This is a genomic window from Paenibacillus sp. P32E (assembly GCF_001909085.1).
GTDB classification, from domain to species: domain Bacteria; phylum Bacillota; class Bacilli; order Paenibacillales; family Paenibacillaceae; genus Paenibacillus_AQ; species Paenibacillus_AQ helianthi.
In genome coordinates, this window is the sequence record NZ_LVYY01000057.1 from 210,290 (window position 1) to 232,519 (window position 22,230).

Below are 22,230 nucleotides of genomic sequence, written 5' to 3' on the forward strand. Positions count from 1 at the left end.
AGCCGCAACAAGTGGAGTAATGCAAAGGGTAATCCTATAAAAAGCCCCCTTCGAAACAAGGAGACAGCAGGTTTTTACGACTTGTTACATGAGGCAGTCAAGGGCTGGCACTTGTCAGTGCTGATGCACTATGGTATAATTTTTTTGGTAATAATGAGATAAGTCCGTTGTGTAAAGAGTGGGGAAACCCACTCTTTATCTTTGGTATATAGCAAAAGACAAGTTCGTGGAGGTTATTTTCTTTTGAGCACACCTAAATCCCAAATTAAACAAACGGTAGAGCAGATGCTTGGGCCCTATCTCGAGGACAATGGTTTCGAACTGGTGGACGTTGAATATGTGAAGGAAGGCTCCAACTGGTTTTTGCGCATATTCGTAGATAAAGAAGGCGGCATTGATATTGACGATTGTGGTGCCATCAGCGAATATTTCAGTCAGAAGCTGGATGAGAATGATCCTATACCTGAGGCTTATTTCCTTGAGGTATCCTCACCGGGTGCTGAACGCCCGCTCAAAAAAGCTGCGGATGTCGCCAAAGCGGTTGGCAAGGACGTCTATGTAACGGTGTATGAGCCGATTCAAGGACTTAAGGAATTCGAAGGTCGTTTGCTCTCGTTCGAGAACGAGGAACTGCTCATCTCCGCGGGCAAAAAAGAACATGTTGTACCGTATGCCAAAGTCGCCAGTGCGAGATTGGCCATCATTTTTTAACGTCTTGAAAGGGGGACCGGAATTTCATGAGTATGGATTTTATCGAAGCTATGAATGAACTGGAAAGGGAGAAAGGCATCAGTAAAGATGTGCTGTTCGAAGCCATCGAAGCTGCGCTGATCTCCAGCTATAAACGCAACTTCAATGCGGCGCAGAATGTGCGTGTGGATATGAACCGCAACACAGGCGTAATCAAGGTGTTTGCCCGCAAACTGATTGTTGAGGAGGTACTGGATACCCGGACTGAGATCTCGCTGATGTCTGCCCGGGAGATCAACCCTCATTTTCAATTGGAGGATATCGCCGAGCTTGAAGTAACGCCGCGTGATTTTGGCCGTATTGCCGCCCAGACGGCCAAGCAGGTGGTGACTCAGCGTATCCGTGAAGCAGAGCGCGGACTCATCTATAACGCTTTTATCGACAAGGAAGATGACATTGTTACCGGCCTTGTACAGCGTCAGGACATGCGCAATATCTACGTTGACCTTGGTAAAATCGAAGCAGTTCTGCCGCTCAGCGAGCTGATGCCGGGAGAAAAGTTCAAGCAAAGTGAGCGTATCAAGGCATATATCACTAAGGTTGAGAACACGACTAAGGGGCCGCAGATCATGCTGTCGCGCAGTCATCCCGGCCTCTTGAAACGCCTGTTCGAGCTTGAGGTTCCGGAAATTTTTGACGGTGTCGTCGAAATTCGTTCTGTAGCCCGCGAAGCTGGCTTCCGTTCCAAGATTGCTGTCTTCTCTCGCAATCCTGAAGTAGATCCAGTCGGTTCGTGCGTAGGCCCTAGAGGCACACGAGTTCAGACGATCGTTACGGAGCTGCGCGGCGAGAAGATTGATATCGTCCGTTATTCCGAAGCGGTTCAGGAGTATGTAGCCAACGCGCTTAGCCCGTCTAAGGTGCTTGAGGTTCAAGTCTTTGAAGCGGAAAAGATGGCTCGTGTCATTGTTCCTGATTATCAATTGTCGCTCGCAATCGGCATCAAGGGACAGAATGCCCGTCTCGCCGCGAAGCTGACCGGCTGGAAAATTGATATCAAGAGCGAAAGCCAGGCAGAGCAGGAATACGGCAGACCAAGAACTTCTAATGATGAAATGCATCAGGATTCCGTCTCCATTGACTAATCAACCTGCTCTATTTTAGAGGGGAGGCGATTGACATGAAACAGCGTAAGGTACCGCTGCGCAAATGCGTTGCAAGCCAAGAGATGATGCCCAAGAAAGAGCTGATTCGCGTGGTGAGAACGCCTGAGGGCGAAGTGCTGATAGACCTGACTGGCAAAAAGTCGGGCCGGGGAGCTTATATTTGCGGCAAACTGGAATGTTTTAAGCTGGCACAAAAGAATAAAGCACTTGACCGTGCACTCAAATGTCAAGTGAGTCCTGAAATCTATGCCCAGCTTGCACGGGATTTTGCATCCGTCGAGGAGCAGTTTCTGGCAGCAAAGGATAGTGAGGACAATGAGTAAGGCACTTTCTTATTTAGGGCTTGCCATGAGAGCAGGCAAGATTGTCACCGGCGACGAAGCTGTGCTCAAAGCAGTACGGTCTTCGGAGGCGAAGCTGGTCGTCCTCGCAGGTGACGCTTCAGAAAATACTCAGAAAAAGTTCCGTGACAAGTGCGGAACCTACGATATTCCACTAGTAATCGCATTTCACCGGGATGAACTCGGTGCAAGTATTGGTAAGGACCGGCGCGTTGTGCTGGCCGTTACGGATAAAGGATTCGCGGAAATGATCTCCAGAGTGCTTGGAGATACTGTCGGAGGTGGAGTTATTGACTAAAGAAGACAATAAGGATAAGCTGCGCGTGTATGAATACGCGAAATCGCTTAATATGAGCAGTAAAGAAATTATTACAATTCTGAAGCGTTTGAATGTCCCTGTGAATAATCATATGAGTGTCATGGAGAATGGCTCCGTGAACAAAGTGGAACAGTTCTTCAAGGATATCAAGTCAAACGCTGCAGCTAAGCGGGACAGCGGAACCAGCAGCCGTCCGGCAATTGCCGGAACGGTAACCGCCGATCCCCAAAATGCTCAGAATGCCAACAAAAATCAACCGGAAAAGCAGGTAGGTATGAACAGTAACCAAAACAACAACCAATCGACGACGTCCCCAAGGCCCCAAAGCGGACAAGATTCCCGCAGAGCAACAACAGGTTCCACACAGAATTCCCGTCCGCAGAGCTCCACTAGCGGCAATCGCCCACAAGGCAGCTCCACAGGCAGCCGTCCGCAAGGCAGCTCCACTGGTGGCAGCCGTCCACAAGGCAGTTCCACTGGTGGCAACCGTCCGCAAGGCAGTTCCACCGGTGGCAGCCGTCCGCAAGGTAGTTCTACCGGCGGCAGCCGTCCGCAAGGCAGCTCCACCGGTGGCAGCCGTCCGCAGGGCAGTTCCACAGGTAGCCGCCCACAAGGCCAAGGCAGCGGTGCACCACGTACTGGCGCACCACAAGGTCAAGGTGGAGCACGTACGGCTGACAGCCGTCCACAAGGTCAAGGTGGCGGCGATTTCTCCCGCGGCGGCGACAAAGGTCCCAAAAAGAACACAACTGGTGGCAGACCAAATAACAACAGCGGCCAGAAACGTTTTGAAGACGGTAAAGGCGGCAACTTCCGCGGCCGTGGCGGCAAGAACAACCGCGGCAGAAATCAGCCGACGGTATACCGCGAAAAAATCGACAACACACCGAAGAAGATCATTGTACGCGGCAGCATGACTGTCGGTGAAACAGCTAAGCTGCTTCACAAGGATGCTTCCGAAGTGATCAAGAAGCTGATCTCCATGGGCGTTATGGCCACAATCAATCAGGAACTTGATATCGATACTATTCTGCTTCTGGCCGGCGAGTTCGGTGTTGAAGTTGAAGTGAAGATCCCGGTGGATGAAGACAGCTTTGAAACTGTGGAAGAAAATGATTCCGAAGATGATCTGCAGGCCCGTCCTCCGGTTGTAACGATCATGGGTCACGTTGACCATGGTAAAACAACTTTGCTCGATGCCATTCGTTCCACGAACGTAACCGGCGGTGAAGCAGGCGGAATCACACAGCATATCGGAGCATACCAAGTCGAAATTAACCACAAAAAAATCACATTCCTTGATACACCGGGCCATGAAGCGTTCACGGCTATGCGTGCCCGTGGTGCCCAGGTTACGGATATGACGATTATCGTCGTAGCAGCTGATGACGGTGTAATGCCGCAGACAGTGGAAGCAATCAACCATGCCAAGGCAGCCGGACTTCCGATCATTGTTGCAGTTAACAAGATCGATAAGCCGGGCGCAGATCCTGACAAGGTGAAGCAGGAGCTTACTAGTTATGAACTGGTTCCGGAAGAGTGGGGCGGCGATACGATCTTCGTCAACCTGTCGGCCAAACAGCGTATTAACCTGGAAGAGCTGCTGGAAATGATTCTGCTAGTTGCTGAAGTGAATGAGTACAAGGCGAACCCGGACAAACGGGCACGCGGTACTGTTATAGAAGCTGAGCTAGACAAAAACCGTGGACCGGTTGCCCGAATTCTCGTACAGAATGGTACGCTGAAAGTCGGAGACGCCTTTGTAGCAGGTAACTGCTTCGGACGCGTACGTGCCATGGTCAATGACAAGGGACGCAAGATCAAGGAAGCGGGACCTTCCACACCAGTGGAAATTACCGGTTTGACGGAAGTGCCGCAGGCTGGCGATCCGTTCATGGCCTTTGAAGATGAGCGCAAAGCCCGTGCTATTGCTGACAGACGTTCTACGTCTCAGCGCCAGTCCGAGCTGAACACGAACACCCGCGTAACACTGGATGATCTGTTCAAGCACATCAAAGACGGCGAGATCAAAGATCTCAACGTGATCATCAAGGGTGACGTACAAGGTTCGGTAGAGGCACTGAAAGGCTCCCTGGCCAAAATCGAAGTTGAAGGCGTGCGCGTGAAGATCATTCACAGCGGTGCTGGCGCGATTACGGAATCCGACATCACCTTGGCGGCAGCATCCAATGCTATCGTTATCGGTTTCAACGTTCGTCCGGATACACAGACGAAAGCGGCTGCCGAACAGGAGAAAGTGGATGTACGTCTGCACAACATCATCTACAATGTAATTGAAGAAATTGAAAGTGCGATGAAAGGGATGCTTGATCCCATCTACAAAGAGAACGTTATCGGCCATGCTGAAGTGCGTAATGTCTTCAAAATCAGCAAAGTTGGTACTATTGCAGGATGTATGGTTACTTCCGGCAAAATTACCCGTAATGCCGAAATGCGCCTGATCCGCAGCGGTATCGTTGTTTTCCAAGGCAAGATCGACACCTTGAAACGTTTCAAAGATGATGCAAAAGAAGTGGCGCAGGGTTATGAATGCGGCATAACTTTGGAACGCTATAATGATGTCGTTGAAGGCGACATTATCGAAGCGTTCATCATGGAAACGGTAGAGCGCTAAGCGAAGAGGTGATATAGATGTCTAAAATCAGAGCCGGACGGGTTGGCGAACAGATCAAAAAAGAACTGAGCCAGCTCATCCAAAGCGGTCTAAAAGACCCGCGCATCGGGTTTGTGACAGTAACCGGCGTAGACGTGACCAACGATCTGTCGCAGGCGAAAGTCTACCTGAGCGTATTTGGGGATGAAGAGCAGGTCACAGGTTCACTCAAAGCGATTGAGAAAGCCAACGGTTTTCTCCGCTCGGAGCTTGGCAAAGCGATCCGCCTTCGTCATACCCCTGAGCTGATCTTCAAGATTGACGAATCCGTTGCATACGGAAGCCATATCGAGAAGCTGCTTGGTGAAATTGGCAAGAACGAAGAAAGCTAGGAAACATAAAGGAGACGGCGAATGCAGAGCTATGAACAAAGTCTCCAGCAGACCCGTAAGTTTCTGCTGGAACACGACGATTATCTTGTAGTGTCGCATGTTCAGCCGGACGGAGATGCAGTCAGCTCCACCCTCGCGGTGGGCTGGCTTCTCTCATGTCTGGGCAAAAAATATACTATGCTGAACGAAGGGCCGATCCCGCAACGGATGGAATACTTATGGCATGCTGATGAGATTGTTAACCTGGCCGACGGCGATCTGTCTCGACAATACCAGAATGTCATTTGTGTTGATTGTGCCGATTTTCAGCGTGTAGGACTTACCCAGCGTCATTTTGCCACCGATGCCCTCATCGTGAATATAGATCATCATCCTACGAATAACGGTTATGGCTACGTTACGCTGATTAAACCGGATGCTGCTGCGACTGCGGAAATATTGTTCGATCTGTTGAAGACGTTTGAGGTGGAGTGGGATATCGATATCGCCACAGCTCTCTATACCGGACTGTTAACGGATACCGGAGGTTTTCGTTACAGCAATACTTCCCCTAAAGTGATGGCTGCAGTTTCCGAGCTGCTTGAACTCGGTGTAAATGGGCCAACGCTTGCGGAAACGCTGCTCGAGGAGATGACCCTGGCACAACTCAAGGTGCTGAACCGGGCACTAAGTACTTTGCAGCTATCGCCGGAAGGCGAAATAGCCTGGGTATCAGTGACACCTCAAGATATGCTGGATTGTGAAGCCGCAAACGAAGATCTTGAAGGTATCGTGAACTATCCGCGCAATATCCGTGGTGTGGAGGTAGGAATCCTGTTCAAGGTTATTCATGAGCGTGCCGTGAAGGTTAGCTTGCGTTCCGCAGGTAAAGTAGATGTTGCCGCTTTGGCGCAAAGTTTTGGTGGAGGCGGACACACCCGCGCTGCGGGTGCACGTATTGATGCCACACTGGAAGATGCTATTCCAATGGTACTTCAGGAGGTCAGACGTCATTTATGAGTGAGCTTACAGGTGTTTTGGCTGTGTATAAGCCTGCCGGATTCACTTCACATGATGTTGTTGCCAAAGCCAGACGTATTCTCGGTATGAAACGGATCGGGCACACGGGCACGCTTGATCCCCAGGTGACCGGTGTTTTGCCGCTCTGCCTTGGACGGGCAACACGTGTCGTTGAATACATTCAGGAGCTCCCCAAAGAATATGTAGCCACGCTGAGACTAGGAGTATCCAGTGATACAGAGGATTTAACCGGGACGATTACGGAAACGGTTGAAGAAGTCCATGTCACTGAAGCTGAAGTACTCGCTGTGCTTAATTCTTTCAAAGGCGTGATTTCTCAGGTTCCACCCATGTATTCAGCAGTCAAGGTTGACGGCAAACGTCTATATGAACTCGCCAGAGAAGGCAAAACAGTGGAGCGTAAAAGCCGCGAAGTGGAAATCTATGAGATTGAGATGACCGGTATGGACTGGAACGGCAATCATCCCGATATTACATTTCGTGTCCTGTGTTCCAAAGGTACTTATATCCGTACACTTTGTGTGGATATCGGACGGGCACTCGGACTTCCTGGAGTCATGGTTAAGCTTGAACGAACCATGTCGGCAGGGATAGCGGCCAGTCATTGCTTAACCCTTGAGCAAATAGCTGAATACAAAGAAGCAGGTACACTTGGGGAACATTTAATTGCAGCGGATGAAGCCATCTCCCATTTGCCCAGCCATACAGTGATGGATGAGAAAAAGAAAGCAGCTCTGCAGGGGCAGCGTCTGTCGATCCGTTATGTGGCGCCTGAAGTGAAACAGAATGGACATTTTCGCCTGTATGACGTTAAGGGCGAATTCCTGGGCATTTATGAATTAGAAGATACAGGGGCGATCGCACCCGTTAAGGTATTTGCACAAGTATAACTTTTTATTTCATTTAGTGAATTGTAGGTGAGAAACAGCGTGAGAACCGTAACCTTAAGCTATCCGATACTGCCGGAGACCGCAGCACTGTGGGCACGGCCGCAAGTGGCCGCTCTGGGTCAGTTTGACGGACTGCACCGTGGACATGCCAGTGTCATTGCATCCGCTGTTGCTCTGGCCCGTCAAGAAGGTATACCGGCTTCAGTCATGACCTTCCATCCGCATCCTAAGGATGTTATGGGCAAAGGAGACTATGATGGATATCTGACTCCTCCAAAGGACAAGCAGGAGATCCTTGCGGGTATGGGTGTCGATATTTTGTATATCATTGAATTTAATGAGCAGCTTTCAAAAGTAAGTCCGGAGGATTTTGTATCATTGATGCTGCTGCCACTTCAGATTGTAACCGCCGTGGTCGGCTTTGATTTCCGTTTCGGCTACCTTGGAAAGGGTGACCCTGAACGGCTTCAAGAGCTGGGTCAAGGGGCAATGAGTGTTGTGACTGCGCCTCCGTTCCTAATTGAGGGAGAGAAGGTAAGCAGCTCTGGAATTCGGAAAAGTCTCCAAAATGGGGAAATTACCCTGGCGAATACATGGTTCGGACGCTGTTATCATCTGCGGGGAACAGTGGTGCATGGAGAGAAGCGTGGACGCACCATAGGGTTCCCAACAGCTAATGTGCAACTTGAGGATCGTTATGTTATTCCTGCCAAGGGTGTTTATGCGGTCAGAGTATTTTATAAAGATGAAGTTCTTCACGGGGTAATGAACGTTGGTGTGAAGCCAACCTTCCATGAAGGAGTAACAGCGCCTAGCTTTGAGGTGCATGTGTTTGATTTTGCGGGGGATATATACGGACAGGAGCTTGAGTTGGAGCTGGTCGCATTCATCCGTCCTGAGCGAAAGTTTGACTCCATCGGCGCCTTGATCGCACAAATTGGTGAGGATGCTGAGACGGCAAAAAGTCTGCTGGAAGATCAATCCTGATTCACAGTGGACATGCCGTTTACATTTGTCTACGAAGGTGCTATACTGATTAACGTTGCTGGAATAACAGCATCATAACCTTAGCTTGGTTGCATGTTCTCACCGACGGTGACGAGGCTATTGGCGATTATATTGAAGGAGGTGAACAGGATGGCATTGACTCAAGAACGTAAACACCAATTGATCGACGAGCACAAAACTCATGAATCCGATACTGGATCCCCTGAGGTGCAAGTTGCTATCCTTACGGAGAACATCGTTAATTTGACTGACCACTTGCGTACGCACAAGAAGGATCATCATTCCCGTCGCGGACTGCTGAAGATGGTTGGACAACGTCGTAAACTGCTGGCGTATTTGAAAAACAAAGACATCAGACGTTACAGCGCCCTGATCGAAAAACTGGGATTGCGTCGCTAATTTTCCATAATCTTTACCCTAAAGCAGCCTGGTTGTATACCGTATGTCCTTCTTACGAGCGACAGCGGGACAGCCGGGTTGCTTTTTGAAAATTTAGGGGAAACTATGGTAAGCAGCAAGTGGATATGATTTGCACAAAACGGCTACTTAACCTCATCTTGAGGACAAGCCGTTTTTGCTTGAAATATAAGAATTTATAGTCCTTGTGCTATAGGTGATCCTTATATTTTTGAGGAAAGAGGAGAGCTTAATTTACATACGGTGAAGCCGTTTCTTCTTAAAAGATAAGGATTTATATGTTCCACGCTATAAATTTTCCTTCTCTTTCTCGCTGAAACGAATACCGTCCTTATTAGGACGGCATAGCCGTTTCCACTTGTATAACTTACGTTTTACTTAAGGTTAACATTGAACCTGCGATCGTGAACAGCGGGTTTACTACCATTCAAGGAGGGATTTTATGGAAAAACGTGTAGAAATGCTACTTGGCGGTAGACGCCTTGTACTTGAAACGGGCCGATTGGCCAAACAGGCAAATGCTGCAGTTATGGTCCGTTATGGTGATACTTCAGTATTGTGTACGGTTACAGCGTCCAGTGAGCCTAAAGATCTGGATTTTTTCCCGCTTACAGTTAACTACGAGGAAAGACTATATGCAGTTGGTAAAATTCCCGGTGGATTTATCAAACGTGAGGGCAGACCCAGCGAGAAAGCGATTCTGTCCAGCCGTCTGACGGACCGCCCGATTCGCCCATTGTTTCCTGAAGGATTCCGCAATGATGTACAGGTTCTCAATCTGGTAATGAGTGTAGATCAGGATTGTGCGCCAGATATTGCTGCTATGATTGGTACTTCTGCTGCACTCAGTATTTCTGATGTGCCTTTCAGCGGTCCGATCGGCGGTGTGGCTGTAGGCCGCATTAACGGTGAATTCATCATTAATCCTGATGTTGCGCAGCAAGCGGTCAGCGATATTTATGTAGTTGTAGCCGGAACTAAGGACGCCATCATGATGGTGGAAGCAGAAGCCAATGAAGTGCCGGAAGATGTGATGCTGGAAGCCATCATGTTCGGACATGATGAAGTCCGCAAGATTGTAGCTGTGATCGAAGAACTGGTTGCGGTTGCCGGTAAAGAAAAAATGGCAGTGAAACTGCATACTGTAAATGCGGATGTAAATGCTGAAGTTCGCGCGTATGCACAGATTCGCTTGGTGGAAGCAGTGAAGATCGCCGAGAAGCATGCCCGTCAGGATGCCATCGATTTGATTAACAATGAAACGGTGGAGTATTTCGCAGAGAAATACATAGAAACACCGGAGCTTCTGAAAGATGTCAAGGAAGTGCTGCATGATATCGTGAAGGATGAAGTAAGACGCCTGATCACACATGACAAGATCCGTCCGGATGGACGTAAGCTGGATGAAATTCGTCCCATTGAATGTGACACTGCTCTGCTGCCACGCACACATGGTTCCGGTCTCTTCACACGTGGACAGACTCAGATCCTTAGCGTATGTACGCTTGGAGCGCTCGGCGATGTGCAAATTCTCGATGGAATTGATCCGACTGAGACCAAACGCTTCATGCACCACTACAACTTTCCTCCGTTCAGCGTAGGGGAGGCTCGTCCGCTTAGAGCACCTGGTCGCCGCGAGATTGGACATGGAGCCCTGGGTGAACGCGCGTTGTCCAAAGTCATCCCAAGTGAAACAGAATTCCCGTACACGATTCGTCTGGTATCAGAAGCCATTGAATCCAACGGATCAACTTCACAAGCGAGTATCTGCGCCAGTATTCTGGCAATGATGGATGCGGGTGTGCCAATTAAGGCACCTGTAGCTGGTGTAGCTATGGGTCTGATCAAAGACGGAGAACATGTCTCGATTCTGACCGATATTCAAGGGATGGAAGATCATTTAGGCGATATGGACTTTAAGGTAGCTGGTACGGCTGAAGGTGTTACGGCGATTCAGATGGATATCAAAATCGACGGCATCGACCGTAAGATTCTTCAGGATGCGCTGCAGCAGGCCAAAGAAGGACGGATGTTCATCTTGGGCAAAATGATGGAAGCTATCTCCGAACCTAGAACAAGCCTGTCTAAATATGCTCCGAAAATCATTATCATTAACATCAATCCAGACAAAATCCGAGATGTTATCGGTGCGGGCGGCAAGATCATCAACAAAATCATTGAGGAAACCGGCGTGAAAATCGACATCGAGCAGGATGGTCGTGTCTTTATCGGATCTTCAGACGAAGCGATGATTCAAAAAGCTCGCGGAATTATCGAAGGCATTGTGCGTGAAGTGCAGGTCGGCGAAATCTATGTAGGTACAGTCAGACGTATCGAGAAGTTTGGTGCATTTGTTGAACTGATTCCGGGTAAAGACGGATTGGTGCACATTTCTCAGCTGTCCACAGAGCGTGTAGCCAAGGTAGAGGATGTAGTGGCCATCGGCGATACGATTACTGTCAAAGTAACCGAAATCGACCAGCAGGGCCGCGTCAATCTGTCACGTAAAGCTGTACTGACTTCGGAAGGCGCAGCCAAAGCTTAATTTCACTGTTACTTCAAATCAGGATAAATGTATGAATGGGAAGAGACAGAAGCAATTTCGTTCTGGCTCTTTTTTCAAATGTATATCCGGGTAACCAAGCTCCACGCTGTGGGGCTATTTTAAAATATAGAATTTATATGTTTCACACAATAAATTATCCTTATATTTCTCGCTGAAACGGCTACCGTCCTAAAAAAAGGACGGCGTAGCCGTTTCTACTTGAGTTGCAGTCATATTTTCCTCCGGGGGTTCATAGGCTGGGACAAAGTGTCCCTGCACCTGCTCTGCGCCGGGACCGACAAATGAACCGTTTCTGCCGGGGAGGAAAGACGTCATGAAGACGGAAAAAGCGGCACTTGTACTGGCCTGCATCGCTGTGGTAATCGGCATCGGCAGTACCCAAGGACCGGTGAAGGAAATGTTGTCCCAGCTTAAGCCACAGACAGAACTGGCTGTATGGAACGAGGTCTCGGCAGAGCCGGGGAAAGATTTGCGCAAGATTATTGAGAGCAAGGCATCCGAGTTGAACAGACCGCCAGTAGATGCGACTGTGGACCGAGTGTGGAAGGCTATACCAGGTTATAACGGTCTGGAAGTAGATGTGGAGTCGACCTACAGGAGTGCAAGGCTTAAGGGGCCAAATGACGGCTTGAAGCTGTTCTACCGCCAAATTCAGCCTAAGATTTCATTAAGTGACCTGGGGGCCCAGCCCATCTACCGGGGTAATCCGGCGAAACCGATGGTATCACTGATGATCAATGTCGCATGGGGGAACCAGTATATTATCCCGATGCTGGACATTCTGGATCAGGAACAGGTGAAGGTGACCTTTTTTCTGGATGGCAGTTGGCTTAGCCATAATAAAGAATTGGCAATGGAAATGCAGAAACGCGGTCATGAAATGGAAAATCACGCATATACCCATCCCAATATGAGCACTTTGAGCAGGGCTAGGGCCACGGCTGAAATTCAGAAAACCCAAAATCTTTTAAAGGAAAGTCTCGGAGTGACGAATATTTGGTTTGCACCTCCATCCGGTGATTTTGACCAGGAAACTGTAGAAATTGCTGCCTCGCTTGGCCTGAAAACAGTACTGTGGACGCTCGATACGGTGGATTGGCGCAATCCTTCACCAGAATCGATCATAACCAAAATCAGCAGCAAGACGGAGCCTGGAACCCTGATTCTTATGCATCCCACAGCTTCCTCATCTCAGGCACTGAAAGGTATGATCCGGGGAATAAAAGCTAAAGGGCTGCAACTGGGAACAGTAAGCCAAACGTTATCTTCAGAGCGTGTGCTGCCTGCCGATGTTGAGTGAGCGGTTTAATTCTGGTAGGATAAAAGCGCGTATACCAAATACAGATAGAACCAGGGCTATGCCAGGAGGATTTAGAAGTGGAAAAAATAGTGTTATCAAACGGCCTCAGGGTGGTAACGGAAAAAATCCCCACCGGCCGATCCGTTTCCTTTGGAATCTGGGTCAAAACAGGCTCCCGCAATGAGACTCCGCAGAACAACGGGATTTCTCATTTTATTGAGCATATGCTGTTCAAAGGCACCGAACGCTACAGTGCAAAGGATATTGCCGAACAGTTCGATGCCATTGGCGGTAACGTCAATGCATTTACCTCTAAGGAATACACATGCTATTATGCCAAAGTTTTGGATGAGCATCTGCCCATTGCTGTGGATGTGCTGGCCGATATGTTCTTTCGATCACGTATGGATGCTGAAGAGCTGACTAAGGAAAAAAATGTCATTCTGGAGGAAATCGCAATGTGCGAAGACACTCCGGATGATCTGGTTCATGATCTGATGTGTGCCGCCGCCTACGGCGAACACCCGCTGGCGTATTCGATTCTAGGCCTCAAAGAACGTCTTCAGGAAATGACTCCGGATGATCTCCGGGCCTATATGAAGGCTCAGTATACGATTGAAAATACGGTCATCAGCGTAGCTGGTAACATTAATGATGGACTGGCAGAGCTGCTCGAAAAACACTTTGGATCTTTTCAAAATCATGGTGAATCCGCAGCGCTGACAGTGCCCGCTTTCCAAGGCGAGCTGCTGTTCCACCGCAAAAAGACAGAGCAAAACCATATCTGCCTTTCTTTGCCGGGTGTGCAAAGCGGCGGTCCCCTGCAATATCCGATGGTGCTGCTGAACAATGCAATTGGCGGCGGCATGAGCTCACGTATGTTTCAGGAGATCCGTGAAAAACGGGGCTTGGCCTATTCGGTATACTCCTATCACAGCTCCCAGGCAGATAGCGGGATGTTCACTGTATACGCAGGAACGGCGCCGAAGCAGACTAAAGAGGTCACAGAACTGATTAAAGAAATGATGGTTGAGCTTGCTGTCCATGGGCTTAGCGAAGATGAACTGAGAAAGGGCAAGGAGCAGCTTAAAGGAAGCCTGATTCTTAGCCTTGAAAGCACGAGCAGCCGGATGAACCGTATCGGTAAAAACGAGCTGATGCTTGGAAGACATGATACACTGGATGATATGATCGCCAAAATCCAGCAGGTGACAATGGATGATGTCAACCATTTGCTGGATCATATGTTTGCGGAGCCGCTTGCACTAGCGATGGTGGGCTCAACAGACAAAGCTATTGCCAATGTTAGGAGAGATGATCTTGTCGTATTACGTTCAAATTAATAAGCTTCCAGGGAATGAGGATGTAGAGCTTCCCCGTAAAATGTCTGAACAGGCCTCGGGTTATGACCTGTATGCCGCCGTGGGAGAGGCTGTTGTGCTTGCTCCGGGCGGGAGGGCACTAATCCCCACAGGTATATCACTAGCCATGCCAGACGGCCTGGAGGCGCAGATCCGGCCGCGTAGCGGGCTTGCGCTGAAACACGGTATTACCTGTCTGAACACACCTGGAACCATTGATGCCGATTACCGCGGTGAGATCAAAGTGCTGCTCATCAACCTGGGACTGGAACCCTTTGCCATCGCCCGCAATGAGCGGATTGCCCAAATGGTCTTTCAGGCTGTGCCATCTGTGACACTGGTCGAAGTGGAAGAACTGTCAGAGACAGAGCGGGGAGCCGGAGGCTTTGGACATACAGGTAAATAAGACGCTTTATTTTTTACATTAATTATTAGCTCAAGCTAAGCATTACCAATACACACCGGATTGGATTCGGTAGATATTGGTTGCTTAGCTTTTTTATATTGATCAACTGATATTGGTAGTGCTGCTTACTGTCCATACCTGAGACAGCTTATTTGCATTTGAAAGTTGTTTTGGATGGAGCATGCGGTTCAATTCTTGTCGGCTAATCACCCATCCGCCCACCACGGCATAAGATGCTCTATAGTCAATAGTGTGTATGTGGAAAGGAGCGTCATCCCTATGCTTACTGGCATCAGGATCGTGTTCCTGGGCGGGGACGCGAGACAGATTGAAGTGATTCGGAAATGTGTGGAAATGGATGCGACGGTAAGCGCTGCCGGGTTCGACAAGTGGGATACCCCAAGCCCAGGGGTGAGCCTTGAACAGATGTCGGTAGAGCTGCTAAGCCGTGCGGATGTATTGGTGCTGCCTACGGTAGGCTGTGATGATGAAGGGAATATCAATGCCCTTTTTTCCACAGAACGGCTGCAACTGCTGGAGGAACACGCTGCAGCGCTGTCACCAGGTTGTACGGTATATACCGGTATGGCCAAAAGCTATTTGCGTGGCCTATGTGCCAGGCATTCACTGAAACTGGTGGAACTGCTGAGCCGGGACGACGTGGCGATTTACAACTCCATCCCGACAGCGGAGGGAGCGCTGGTCATGGCTATTCAGAATACGGATTTTACAATCCATGGCTCGACCTCAATGGTACTGGGCATGGGCAGAACCGGGTTCACCATGGCCAGGGCGCTGCAGGGACTGGGTTCAGTTGTGAAGGTGGGAGTAAGAAAACAAGAACATTACGCGAGGTCCGAAGTGATGGGCTGGAAGCCCTTTATGACTGGAGAGCTACTGGTACATGCGCCGGAAGTTGATCTTATTTTCAATACCATACCAAGTATGATTATTACCGCGCAGGTGCTGTCGCGTCTCCCCAAACACTGTGTAATTATTGATCTGGCTTCCGCCCCGGGTGGATGCGATTTCCGCTATGCGGAAAAACGCGGGATCAAGGCTATGCTGGCACCGGGACTACCCGGAATCGTTGCTCCCAAAAGCGCCGGAATTATTATGGCAGGTGCGCTGGTACAGTCGATAGCGGACGAGACTTTTAACAGGGGGGACGAATAAATGGATTGGCATGGAAAAACTGTAGGTTATGCTATTACCGGTTCACACTGTACGTTTGCCGAGGTGATGCCGCAGATTCAACGGTTTATGGATGGCGGCGCCAAAGTGGTGCCAATCGTTTCAGCATCTGTACTGAATACAGACACTCGCTTTGGTACATCGGAAAATTGGTTAAAACAGTTGAAAGATATAACAGGGAATGATATCATTTCTACAATTGTTGAAGCGGAACCGCTGGGTCCTTCCAAGCTGCTGGATGTATTGACCATCGCGCCCTGCACAGGGAATACAACGAGTAAGTTGGCTAATGCCATGACTGACAGCCCTGTGCTGATGGCCGCCAAATCGCAAATGCGCAATGGCCGGCCACTGGTGCTGGCAATCTCCACCAATGATGGACTCGGGCTGAATGCATCGAATATAGCGAAGCTTTTGGTGACGAAGAATATTTATTTCGTTCCGTTCGGCCAGGATAACCCGCAGGGCAAGCCGAACTCGCTTGTGGCGCAGATGGATCTCATTCCAGAGGCCTGTTATGCGGCACTGCAGGGCAACCAGCTGCAGCCGATGATTATCGAACGGTTTCATTCAGCATAGATAACGTTTCATGCAGGCATTCTGACCATAAGGTATACATCTGCCGTCCTCATATTTGAGGGCGGTTCAACACTTTATTCAGCTATCTGAATAGTGACCCCGCATTAGGCGGATTTTTTCGACCTATGGAATGGACAGTGTGTATACGTATTAGTGTGCTTGCTTAGAGAAGCAATGGAGGAATTATACATGGGTATTTTGGTGCAAAAATTCGGCGGAACCTCACTCTCCACACCAGCGGCCAGAGAACACGTGATCCGTCATGTCAAACGGGAGCTGGCTGACGGATTCAGCCTTGTAGTAGTAGTGTCGGCTATGGGCAGAAAGGGTGAGCCATACGCGACCGATACATTGCTGGACTGGGCGGTGCAGAACGGGGATGCCTTGCCAAGCCGGGAGAAAGATCTGCTGATGTGCTGCGGGGAGATCATTTCCGCCACAACCTTGTGCGGCCTGTTGGAGCATGAGGGTATTCCCTCAACCGTGCTGACAGGAGCCCAGGCTGGTTTTCTGACGGATAACAACTATGGTAATGCCAGAATTCTGGATGTGCGGACCGAACGCATTCTACGCGAATTACGCGAGCATAAAGTAGTTATTGTAACCGGGTTCCAGGGTCAGACCGAAGCCGGTGATTTCACAACCCTTGGCCGCGGAGGCAGTGATACTTCAGCTACAGCTCTGGGTGCCGCACTGCGCGCGGATATGGTTGATATTTATACGGATGTGGATGGTATTCTAACGGCAGACCCGCGGATTGTCGAAGATGCGAAACAACTGACCTATGTCAGCTATACGGAAATCTGCAACATGGCTTATCAGGGGGCCAAGGTGATACATCCCCGCGCTGTGGAAATTGCCATGCAGGCCCAGATTCCGGTCCGTGTCCGCTCTACCTTCTCCGAGGCAGAAGGAACACTAGTGACACATCCTGAAGGGTTTAGCGATGTTTCGCACGGAGTGGTAGACCGTTATGTTACAGGGATCGCTTATGTCAGCAACATTACCCAAATTTCAGTGGAATGCCCCAATGGCAACGGAACCGGCGTGCAATTGCAGATCTTCAAAAGCATGGCTGACAACGGCATCAGCGTGGATTTTATCAATGTTACACCGAGTGAAGCATTGTATACGGTGAACGATGACAAGTCAGAACAGGCCATTTCTGCCCTTCAGGAGCTGGGCCTTCGACCTTCGAGCCTGTCCGGCTGCGCCAAGGTTTCAGTCATCGGGGGCGGGATCAACGGGGTTCCAGGCATCATGGCCCGTATCGTTGAAGCACTCAGCTCACAGAATATTCAGATTCTGCAGTCAGCGGATTCCAATACAACCATTTGGGTTCTGGTCAAAAAAGAAGATATGGTACAGTCTCTACGCGCTTTACATGCCAAGTTTGAATTACACCGCTGACAAGGAGGAATTCAAAGTGGACTTCGGAAGATTAATAACCGCTATGGTGACCCCCTTTGACAGGGCTGGAGAGATCAATTGGGAAGCCACTTCACGGCTCGTCGACTATCTCATTGAGGAGCAGAAATCCGAAGCGCTTGTGGTCTGCGGAACGACTGGAGAATCGCCAACCCTTAGCGATGAAGAGAAGCTGGAGTTATTCGCGTATGTACTCAAAAAGGCTACAGGCCGTTGTAAAATCATCGCCGGAACAGGCAGCAACAGCACTAGGCATTCCATACATCTGACACAAGCGGCGGAAAAAATCGGTGTGGACGGCGTGCTTCTGGTTGTCCCTTATTACAACAAACCGAATCAAGAAGGGCTATATCAGCATTTTGCTGCCATAGCAGGGGAGACGTCACTTCCTGTTATTCTCTATAATGTTCCTAGCCGTACCAGCATCAGTATGAGTACAGCCACGACACTAAGGCTTGCCGATATTCCGAACATCGTGGCAACGAAGGAATGTCTGTCTGTAGATCAAATTACACAGATTGTTTCTGCTTGCCCGGCTGATTTCCGCGTATATTCAGGAGATGATGCTGCTGGGCTTGCCGCACTTGCTGTGGGGGGACATGGCATCATCAGTGTAGCCAGCCATGTCGTTGGGGAGCAAATGGCAGAAATGATCCAAGCTTACGTCTCAGGCGATGTAAGACGGGCAGGGGCGCTTCACCGTAAGCTGTTCCCTGTGTTCAAAGGGCTGTTCGAATGTCCGCAGCCGCTTCCGAATCCCTCAGCAGTGAAGTATGCACTTGGTCTGCTCGGTGTGGATGTTGGTACAGTTCGGTTACCGCTAGTACCACCAAGCGAAGAAGAGGCTGCGTTTATTGCAGCACTCCTGTAGTAATATTTGGACTTACAGTAGCTGGAATCTTAAGCTGGTATTCCTTCCAAGGAGTACCGGCTTTTGTTCGTATTGTGTCAAAATTATAAACACAGTATTAAGTTTAATCCTTCTGCAAAACCCTTTAGTCCTAGAGGGTGAAACGTTTTCGTCTGCTTTTTTCTCAAATAAACCAATGAATTCAAGGAAAGAATAGGGTTACGGAGCCGATGACTTGTCTTTTGCCAAAAAAATCATGTATAATGTTCTTAAGTGACTGGGTGCGGTAAAAATTAAATATGCGGTAATCTTCCGTCAATGTATTTTACATTGTGAGACAGGATAGGTCCTTGAATAAGTCTGTGCTAATGGAGCCGGATTTTCGCGCAAGGGGCGCGACAGTGAATTTTGACGGTGTTTTTCCGCTCAAGAAGGATTTCACTGCCCGATTAAGGAGTTTTCGCAGTGCGAAATTATACAGACTTATGGAATTTCTTTGTCAATTATGGAAGCTATCAGCAATTTGAAGATGTGTTCAGCGCCGCTGAAATAATGAAGCTTAATGTTTACAAATAAAAGTATGACGTCCAACATCATAGGAGGGTTAGATTCATTTGTCCAAAAAAAACAACAACGATAAATTGACGATTTTCGCTTTGGGCGGAGTCGGAGAGATCGGAAAAAACATGTACGTGGTTCAATACGGGAACGACATTGTAGTCGTGGATGCGGGACTGAAATTCCCGGAAGAAGATATGCTCGGTATTGACATTGTTATTCCTGATATCTCATACCTCACAGAGAACCGTGACAAAGTAAGAGGTATTGTTCTTACCCACGGACACGAGGATCACATCGGCGGATTGTCTTATGTACTCAAGAACTTGAATGTTCCGGTGTACGGAACAAGACTTACTCTGGGACTTGTGGAGAATAAGCTGAAGGAAGCGAACCTTCTTGGGGAAACCAAGCGTATTCTAATTAATGAGGACTCAGAAATCGAACTTGGAACCTCACTCAAAGTAACGTTCTTCAGAACGAATCATAGTATTCCTGACTCCGTCGGGGTATGTATCGAAACACCTGAAGGAAATGTTGTTCACACAGGTGACTTCAAATTTGACCATACCCCAGTCAATGGTCAGTTCGCTAATTTACACCGGATGGCTGAAATCGGCCAAAAAGGCGTACTAGCACTTATGTCAGACAGTACAAATGCGGAGAAGCCTGGCTTCACTCCATCTGAGAAGAATGTCGGCATTGTTCTTGAAGATATTTTCCGCAAAGCCGAACAGCGTGTAGTGGTAGCAACCTTCGCTTCCAACGTGCACCGTATTCAGCAGGTGGTGAACGCTGCGGAATCAACAGGTCGCAAGATTACCGTCATCGGCCGCAGTATGGTTAATGTGGTATCCATTGCTTCTGAACTTGGGTATCTGAATGTTCCAGATGGTATGCTGATTGAACCGGAAGAAATGAACAGAATGGCTGGGAACCGTGTAGTAGTACTGTGCACAGGCAGCCAAGGAGAACCTATGTCGGCGCTTACCCGCATGGCACGCTCCAGTCACCGGAAAGTGGACATCCTGCCTGGCGACACCGTAATTATTGCGGCAACACCGGTACCAGGGAATGAGAAGTATGTCGGACGTACCATCGATGAGCTGTTCAGACTGGGAGCCAACGTGATTTACAGCGGTTCCAACTCCGGCGTTCACGTATCCGGTCACGGAAGCCAGGAAGAACTGAAGCTTATGCTTAATCTGATGAAACCGAAATATTTCATTCCTATTCACGGAGAATTCCGGATGCAGCGCAGACATGCATTGCTGGCGGAATCCGTAGGTGTAGACCCAAGCAACATTTTCATCACTGAACTGGGTGAAGTGATTGAAATTTCCGGAGGTGCAGCCCGCAGAGCGGGTAAGGTAACTGCAGGCAACGTGCTGATTGACGGTCTTGGCGTAGGTGATGTTGGTAACATTGTACTCCGTGACCGTAAACTGCTGTCCCAGGACGGTATTCTTGTAGTGGTTGTGACGCTTAGCAAGCAGAACGGCGCTATCGTATCAGGACCTGATATCATTTCCCGAGGCTTTGTCTATGTACGGGAGTCCGAAGGACTTCTGGACGAAGCGAACCGGATTGTATCCGGAACACTGCAGCGCCTGATGAGTGAGAAGGTCAATGAATGGGCATCACTTAAAACAAGCGTCAAAGATTCACTCGGCCGTTTCCTCTATGAGCAAACCCGCCGCAGACCGATGATCCTTCCGATTATCATGGAAGTGTAATCAAGAAATAACCAGGCAAAAATATGTCCTATTATAAAAGGACGGCATTGGTGACATCTGGAAATATAAGGATGGTTGGCGTTATACACGTACATCCTTATGTAAATAAATAAGCAGGGCCAAAAGCCCCTTCTTCCCGGAAATATTGGACGGTTTCCAGGGGAGGAGGGGCTTTTGCTGTGCGAGGTCTTACTGGGCTGGACCGGAGACGGAGTCTATGGATACTTTATCAAGACCTTGTGCATAACAGAGTCCCTTGTAACGTCATACTAATCAAAGCTAGTATGGCTGCAGCCGAGGAGTGCTGCAAGCAAAAAGGGAGTGCTGCGAACGATGGAAATAACACCAGGTGTAAATGTTAGTGCAAATGAGGAGATTCTCCCGGATGTGGTGAAACCGCAGACCAGTGAGCCAATACCTCCAGGAACAGCAGGAGTGGTGAAGGAACTGGGTCAGACTGTGGTTCCGACCGGAGAACCGGACATCTTTTGCATGACTATAATCGGTCAGATTGAAGGGCATTTTGTCCTGCCTCCGCATAACAAGACCACTAAGTACGAGCATATCATTCCGCAACTGGTAGCCGCTGAACAGAGCAAAACAGTGAAGGGGCTGCTGATTATCCTCAACACGGTCGGCGGCGATGTAGAGGCTGGACTTGCGATTGCAGAGATGATAGCTTCACTGTCGAAGCCTACGGTAACAGTGGTCATTGGCGGAGGTCACAGTATTGGGGTTCCAATTGCAGTAGCCTCCAGTTATTCCCTTATTGCCGAGAGCGCGACGATGACGATCCATCCTATCCGTATGAATGGACTGGTTATCGGAGTGCCGCAGACCTTTGAGTATATGGAGCGGATGCAGGAGAGAATGGTGAGATTTGTAACCTCCCATTCAAGAATTTCTGAGCAGCAGTTCAAGGATCTGATGTTTAAAACCGGTGAACTGAACCGGGATATCGGTACTGCAGTCGGCGGCTACGATGCGGTCAAGTACGGACTGATGGATGAGGTGGGTGGAATCGGTGCGGCGTTGTCCCGCTTGAACGGAATGATTGCCGGAGATATTGCACAGTTGCCTGAACAAATCGTGCAAGGAGGGTTGACGCAATGACCCTGTATACGGTTATTCCGATAGAGCAGGTATACGAAGGAGCAGTTAGCTTTGTACTGCCGCTGGAGGAAGTCAGCATACAAGGCATGTTGATGCAGGTAGAGCCTATGGAACACGGACAGGCGCGTATCGTTAGACTGCTTGATTGCCCCCTTGAAAAGTATCTGGACCCGGCATTTTCGCCGGGAGCTATTATCCGCTGGAATCCATGAAATTCTCTTTCCTGGGACTCTGTAGAAGGTAATGCGAACACTGTCCCAGAAAGATGCATTTTCTGACAAA

General features: G+C 49.1%; 20 protein-coding genes and 1 pseudogene. All 21 read left to right on the forward strand.

Translation table 11 applies throughout. From position 1 onward, the window contains the following. Nucleotides 1-243: 243 nt before the first annotated feature. The gene (gene rimP, locus A3848_RS27235; RefSeq protein WP_074088160.1) at nt 244-711 is read left to right on the forward strand and encodes a ribosome maturation factor RimP; all 468 of its coding nucleotides are present in this window, start codon (nt 244-246) and stop codon (nt 709-711) included. A 26-nt stretch (nt 712-737) separates the two neighbouring features. After that, nucleotides 738-1,835 (forward strand): transcription termination factor NusA, encoded by a 1,098-nt coding sequence (gene nusA / locus A3848_RS27240; protein WP_074088162.1) that lies wholly within the window; start codon nt 738-740, stop codon nt 1,833-1,835. 35 nt (nt 1,836-1,870) lie between these two features. Beyond that, nucleotides 1,871-2,179: an RNase P modulator RnpM gene (gene rnpM / locus A3848_RS27245; protein ID WP_019910454.1), complete on the forward strand. Its 309-nt coding sequence runs from the start codon at nt 1,871-1,873 to the stop codon at nt 2,177-2,179. Beyond that, nucleotides 2,172-2,490: pseudogene (locus A3848_RS32500) on the forward strand (YlxQ family RNA-binding protein); the annotation flags it as partial. The gene rnpM and the pseudogene A3848_RS32500, both read left to right, overlap by 8 nt. After that, on the forward strand, nt 2,488-5,151 hold the full coding sequence (gene infB / locus A3848_RS27255) for a translation initiation factor IF-2 (protein WP_074088165.1): 2,664 nt from the start codon (nt 2,488-2,490) through the stop codon (nt 5,149-5,151). The pseudogene A3848_RS32500 and the gene infB, both read left to right, overlap by 3 nt. A gap of 17 nt (nt 5,152-5,168) precedes the next feature. Beyond that, nucleotides 5,169-5,522 (forward strand): 30S ribosome-binding factor RbfA, encoded by a 354-nt coding sequence (rbfA, locus tag A3848_RS27260; RefSeq protein ID WP_020434078.1) that lies wholly within the window; start codon nt 5,169-5,171, stop codon nt 5,520-5,522. A gap of 21 nt (nt 5,523-5,543) precedes the next feature. Next, nucleotides 5,544-6,521, forward strand: coding sequence for a DHH family phosphoesterase (locus A3848_RS27265; RefSeq protein WP_074088166.1), 978 nt, complete (start codon nt 5,544-5,546; stop codon nt 6,519-6,521). Continuing rightward, nucleotides 6,518-7,432: a tRNA pseudouridine(55) synthase TruB gene (gene truB, locus A3848_RS27270; protein WP_074088168.1), complete on the forward strand. Its 915-nt coding sequence runs from the start codon at nt 6,518-6,520 to the stop codon at nt 7,430-7,432. Before A3848_RS27265 ends, truB begins: the two co-directional genes overlap by 4 nt. Nucleotides 7,433-7,471: 39 nt before the next feature. Then, nucleotides 7,472-8,419, forward strand: a complete 948-nt coding sequence (locus A3848_RS27275; RefSeq protein WP_074088169.1) for a bifunctional riboflavin kinase/FAD synthetase — start codon at nt 7,472-7,474, stop codon at nt 8,417-8,419. A gap of 150 nt (nt 8,420-8,569) precedes the next feature. Then, nucleotides 8,570-8,839 carry a 30S ribosomal protein S15 gene (gene rpsO, locus A3848_RS27280; protein WP_019910460.1) on the forward strand — a complete coding sequence of 90 codons (270 nt, stop codon included), beginning with the start codon at nt 8,570-8,572 and terminating at the stop codon, nt 8,837-8,839. 460 nt (nt 8,840-9,299) lie between these two features. After that, on the forward strand, nt 9,300-11,402 hold the full coding sequence (pnp, locus tag A3848_RS27285) for a polyribonucleotide nucleotidyltransferase (RefSeq protein ID WP_074088171.1): 2,103 nt from the start codon (nt 9,300-9,302) through the stop codon (nt 11,400-11,402). A gap of 334 nt (nt 11,403-11,736) precedes the next feature. Then, complete coding sequence (locus tag A3848_RS27290) at nt 11,737-12,723, forward strand: polysaccharide deacetylase family protein (RefSeq protein ID WP_074088172.1); 987 nt, start codon at nt 11,737-11,739, stop codon at nt 12,721-12,723. Nucleotides 12,724-12,800: 77 nt separating this feature from the next. Beyond that, on the forward strand, nt 12,801-14,066 hold the full coding sequence (locus A3848_RS27295) for a M16 family metallopeptidase (protein WP_074088174.1): 1,266 nt from the start codon (nt 12,801-12,803) through the stop codon (nt 14,064-14,066). Next, a complete protein-coding gene (gene dut / locus A3848_RS27300) occupies nt 14,044-14,490 on the forward strand; it encodes a dUTP diphosphatase (protein ID WP_143186278.1) in 447 nt (148 codons plus the stop codon). The genes A3848_RS27295 and dut overlap by 23 nt, the downstream gene beginning before the upstream one ends. A gap of 279 nt (nt 14,491-14,769) precedes the next feature. Then, complete coding sequence (gene dpsA, locus A3848_RS27305) at nt 14,770-15,666, forward strand: dipicolinate synthase subunit DpsA (protein WP_074088181.1); 897 nt, start codon at nt 14,770-14,772, stop codon at nt 15,664-15,666. Further along, the gene (locus A3848_RS27310) at nt 15,667-16,263 is read left to right on the forward strand and encodes a dipicolinate synthase subunit B (RefSeq protein ID WP_074088183.1); all 597 of its coding nucleotides are present in this window, start codon (nt 15,667-15,669) and stop codon (nt 16,261-16,263) included. Nucleotides 16,264-16,452: 189 nt separating this feature from the next. Then, the gene (gene dapG / locus A3848_RS27315; RefSeq protein ID WP_074088185.1) at nt 16,453-17,673 is read left to right on the forward strand and encodes an aspartate kinase; all 1,221 of its coding nucleotides are present in this window, start codon (nt 16,453-16,455) and stop codon (nt 17,671-17,673) included. 16 nt (nt 17,674-17,689) lie between these two features. Then, entirely contained in the window at nt 17,690-18,562 is an 873-nt protein-coding gene (gene dapA, locus A3848_RS27320) for a 4-hydroxy-tetrahydrodipicolinate synthase (RefSeq protein ID WP_074088186.1), read from the forward strand. 593 nt (nt 18,563-19,155) lie between these two features. After that, on the forward strand, nt 19,156-20,835 hold the full coding sequence (locus A3848_RS27325; protein ID WP_074088188.1) for a ribonuclease J: 1,680 nt from the start codon (nt 19,156-19,158) through the stop codon (nt 20,833-20,835). Between the two features lie 333 nt (nt 20,836-21,168). After that, entirely contained in the window at nt 21,169-21,948 is a 780-nt protein-coding gene (locus A3848_RS27330) for a ClpP family protease (RefSeq protein ID WP_074088190.1), read from the forward strand. Further along, the gene (locus A3848_RS27335) at nt 21,945-22,160 is read left to right on the forward strand and encodes a YlzJ-like family protein (protein ID WP_074088191.1); all 216 of its coding nucleotides are present in this window, start codon (nt 21,945-21,947) and stop codon (nt 22,158-22,160) included. Before A3848_RS27330 ends, A3848_RS27335 begins: the two co-directional genes overlap by 4 nt. Nucleotides 22,161-22,230 lie beyond the last annotated feature (70 nt).

Coding starts and splice junctions, on each gene's coding strand:
- nusA (WP_074088162.1), top strand. CDS start 738: ATGAGTATGGATTTTATCGAAGCTATGAATGAACTGGAAAGGGAGAAA.
- rnpM (WP_019910454.1), top strand. CDS start 1,871: ATGAAACAGCGTAAGGTACCGCTGCGCAAATGCGTTGCAAGCCAAGAG.
- rbfA (WP_020434078.1), top strand. CDS start 5,169: ATGTCTAAAATCAGAGCCGGACGGGTTGGCGAACAGATCAAAAAAGAA.
- A3848_RS27265 (WP_074088166.1), top strand. CDS start 5,544: ATGCAGAGCTATGAACAAAGTCTCCAGCAGACCCGTAAGTTTCTGCTG.
- truB (WP_074088168.1), top strand. CDS start 6,518: ATGAGTGAGCTTACAGGTGTTTTGGCTGTGTATAAGCCTGCCGGATTC.
- rpsO (WP_019910460.1), top strand. CDS start 8,570: ATGGCATTGACTCAAGAACGTAAACACCAATTGATCGACGAGCACAAA.
- pnp (WP_074088171.1), top strand. CDS start 9,300: ATGGAAAAACGTGTAGAAATGCTACTTGGCGGTAGACGCCTTGTACTT.
- A3848_RS27290 (WP_074088172.1), top strand. CDS start 11,737: ATGAAGACGGAAAAAGCGGCACTTGTACTGGCCTGCATCGCTGTGGTA.
- dpsA (WP_074088181.1), top strand. CDS start 14,770: ATGCTTACTGGCATCAGGATCGTGTTCCTGGGCGGGGACGCGAGACAG.
- A3848_RS27310 (WP_074088183.1), top strand. CDS start 15,667: ATGGATTGGCATGGAAAAACTGTAGGTTATGCTATTACCGGTTCACAC.
- dapG (WP_074088185.1), top strand. CDS start 16,453: ATGGGTATTTTGGTGCAAAAATTCGGCGGAACCTCACTCTCCACACCA.
- A3848_RS27330 (WP_074088190.1), top strand. CDS start 21,169: ATGGAAATAACACCAGGTGTAAATGTTAGTGCAAATGAGGAGATTCTC.
- A3848_RS27335 (WP_074088191.1), top strand. CDS start 21,945: ATGACCCTGTATACGGTTATTCCGATAGAGCAGGTATACGAAGGAGCA.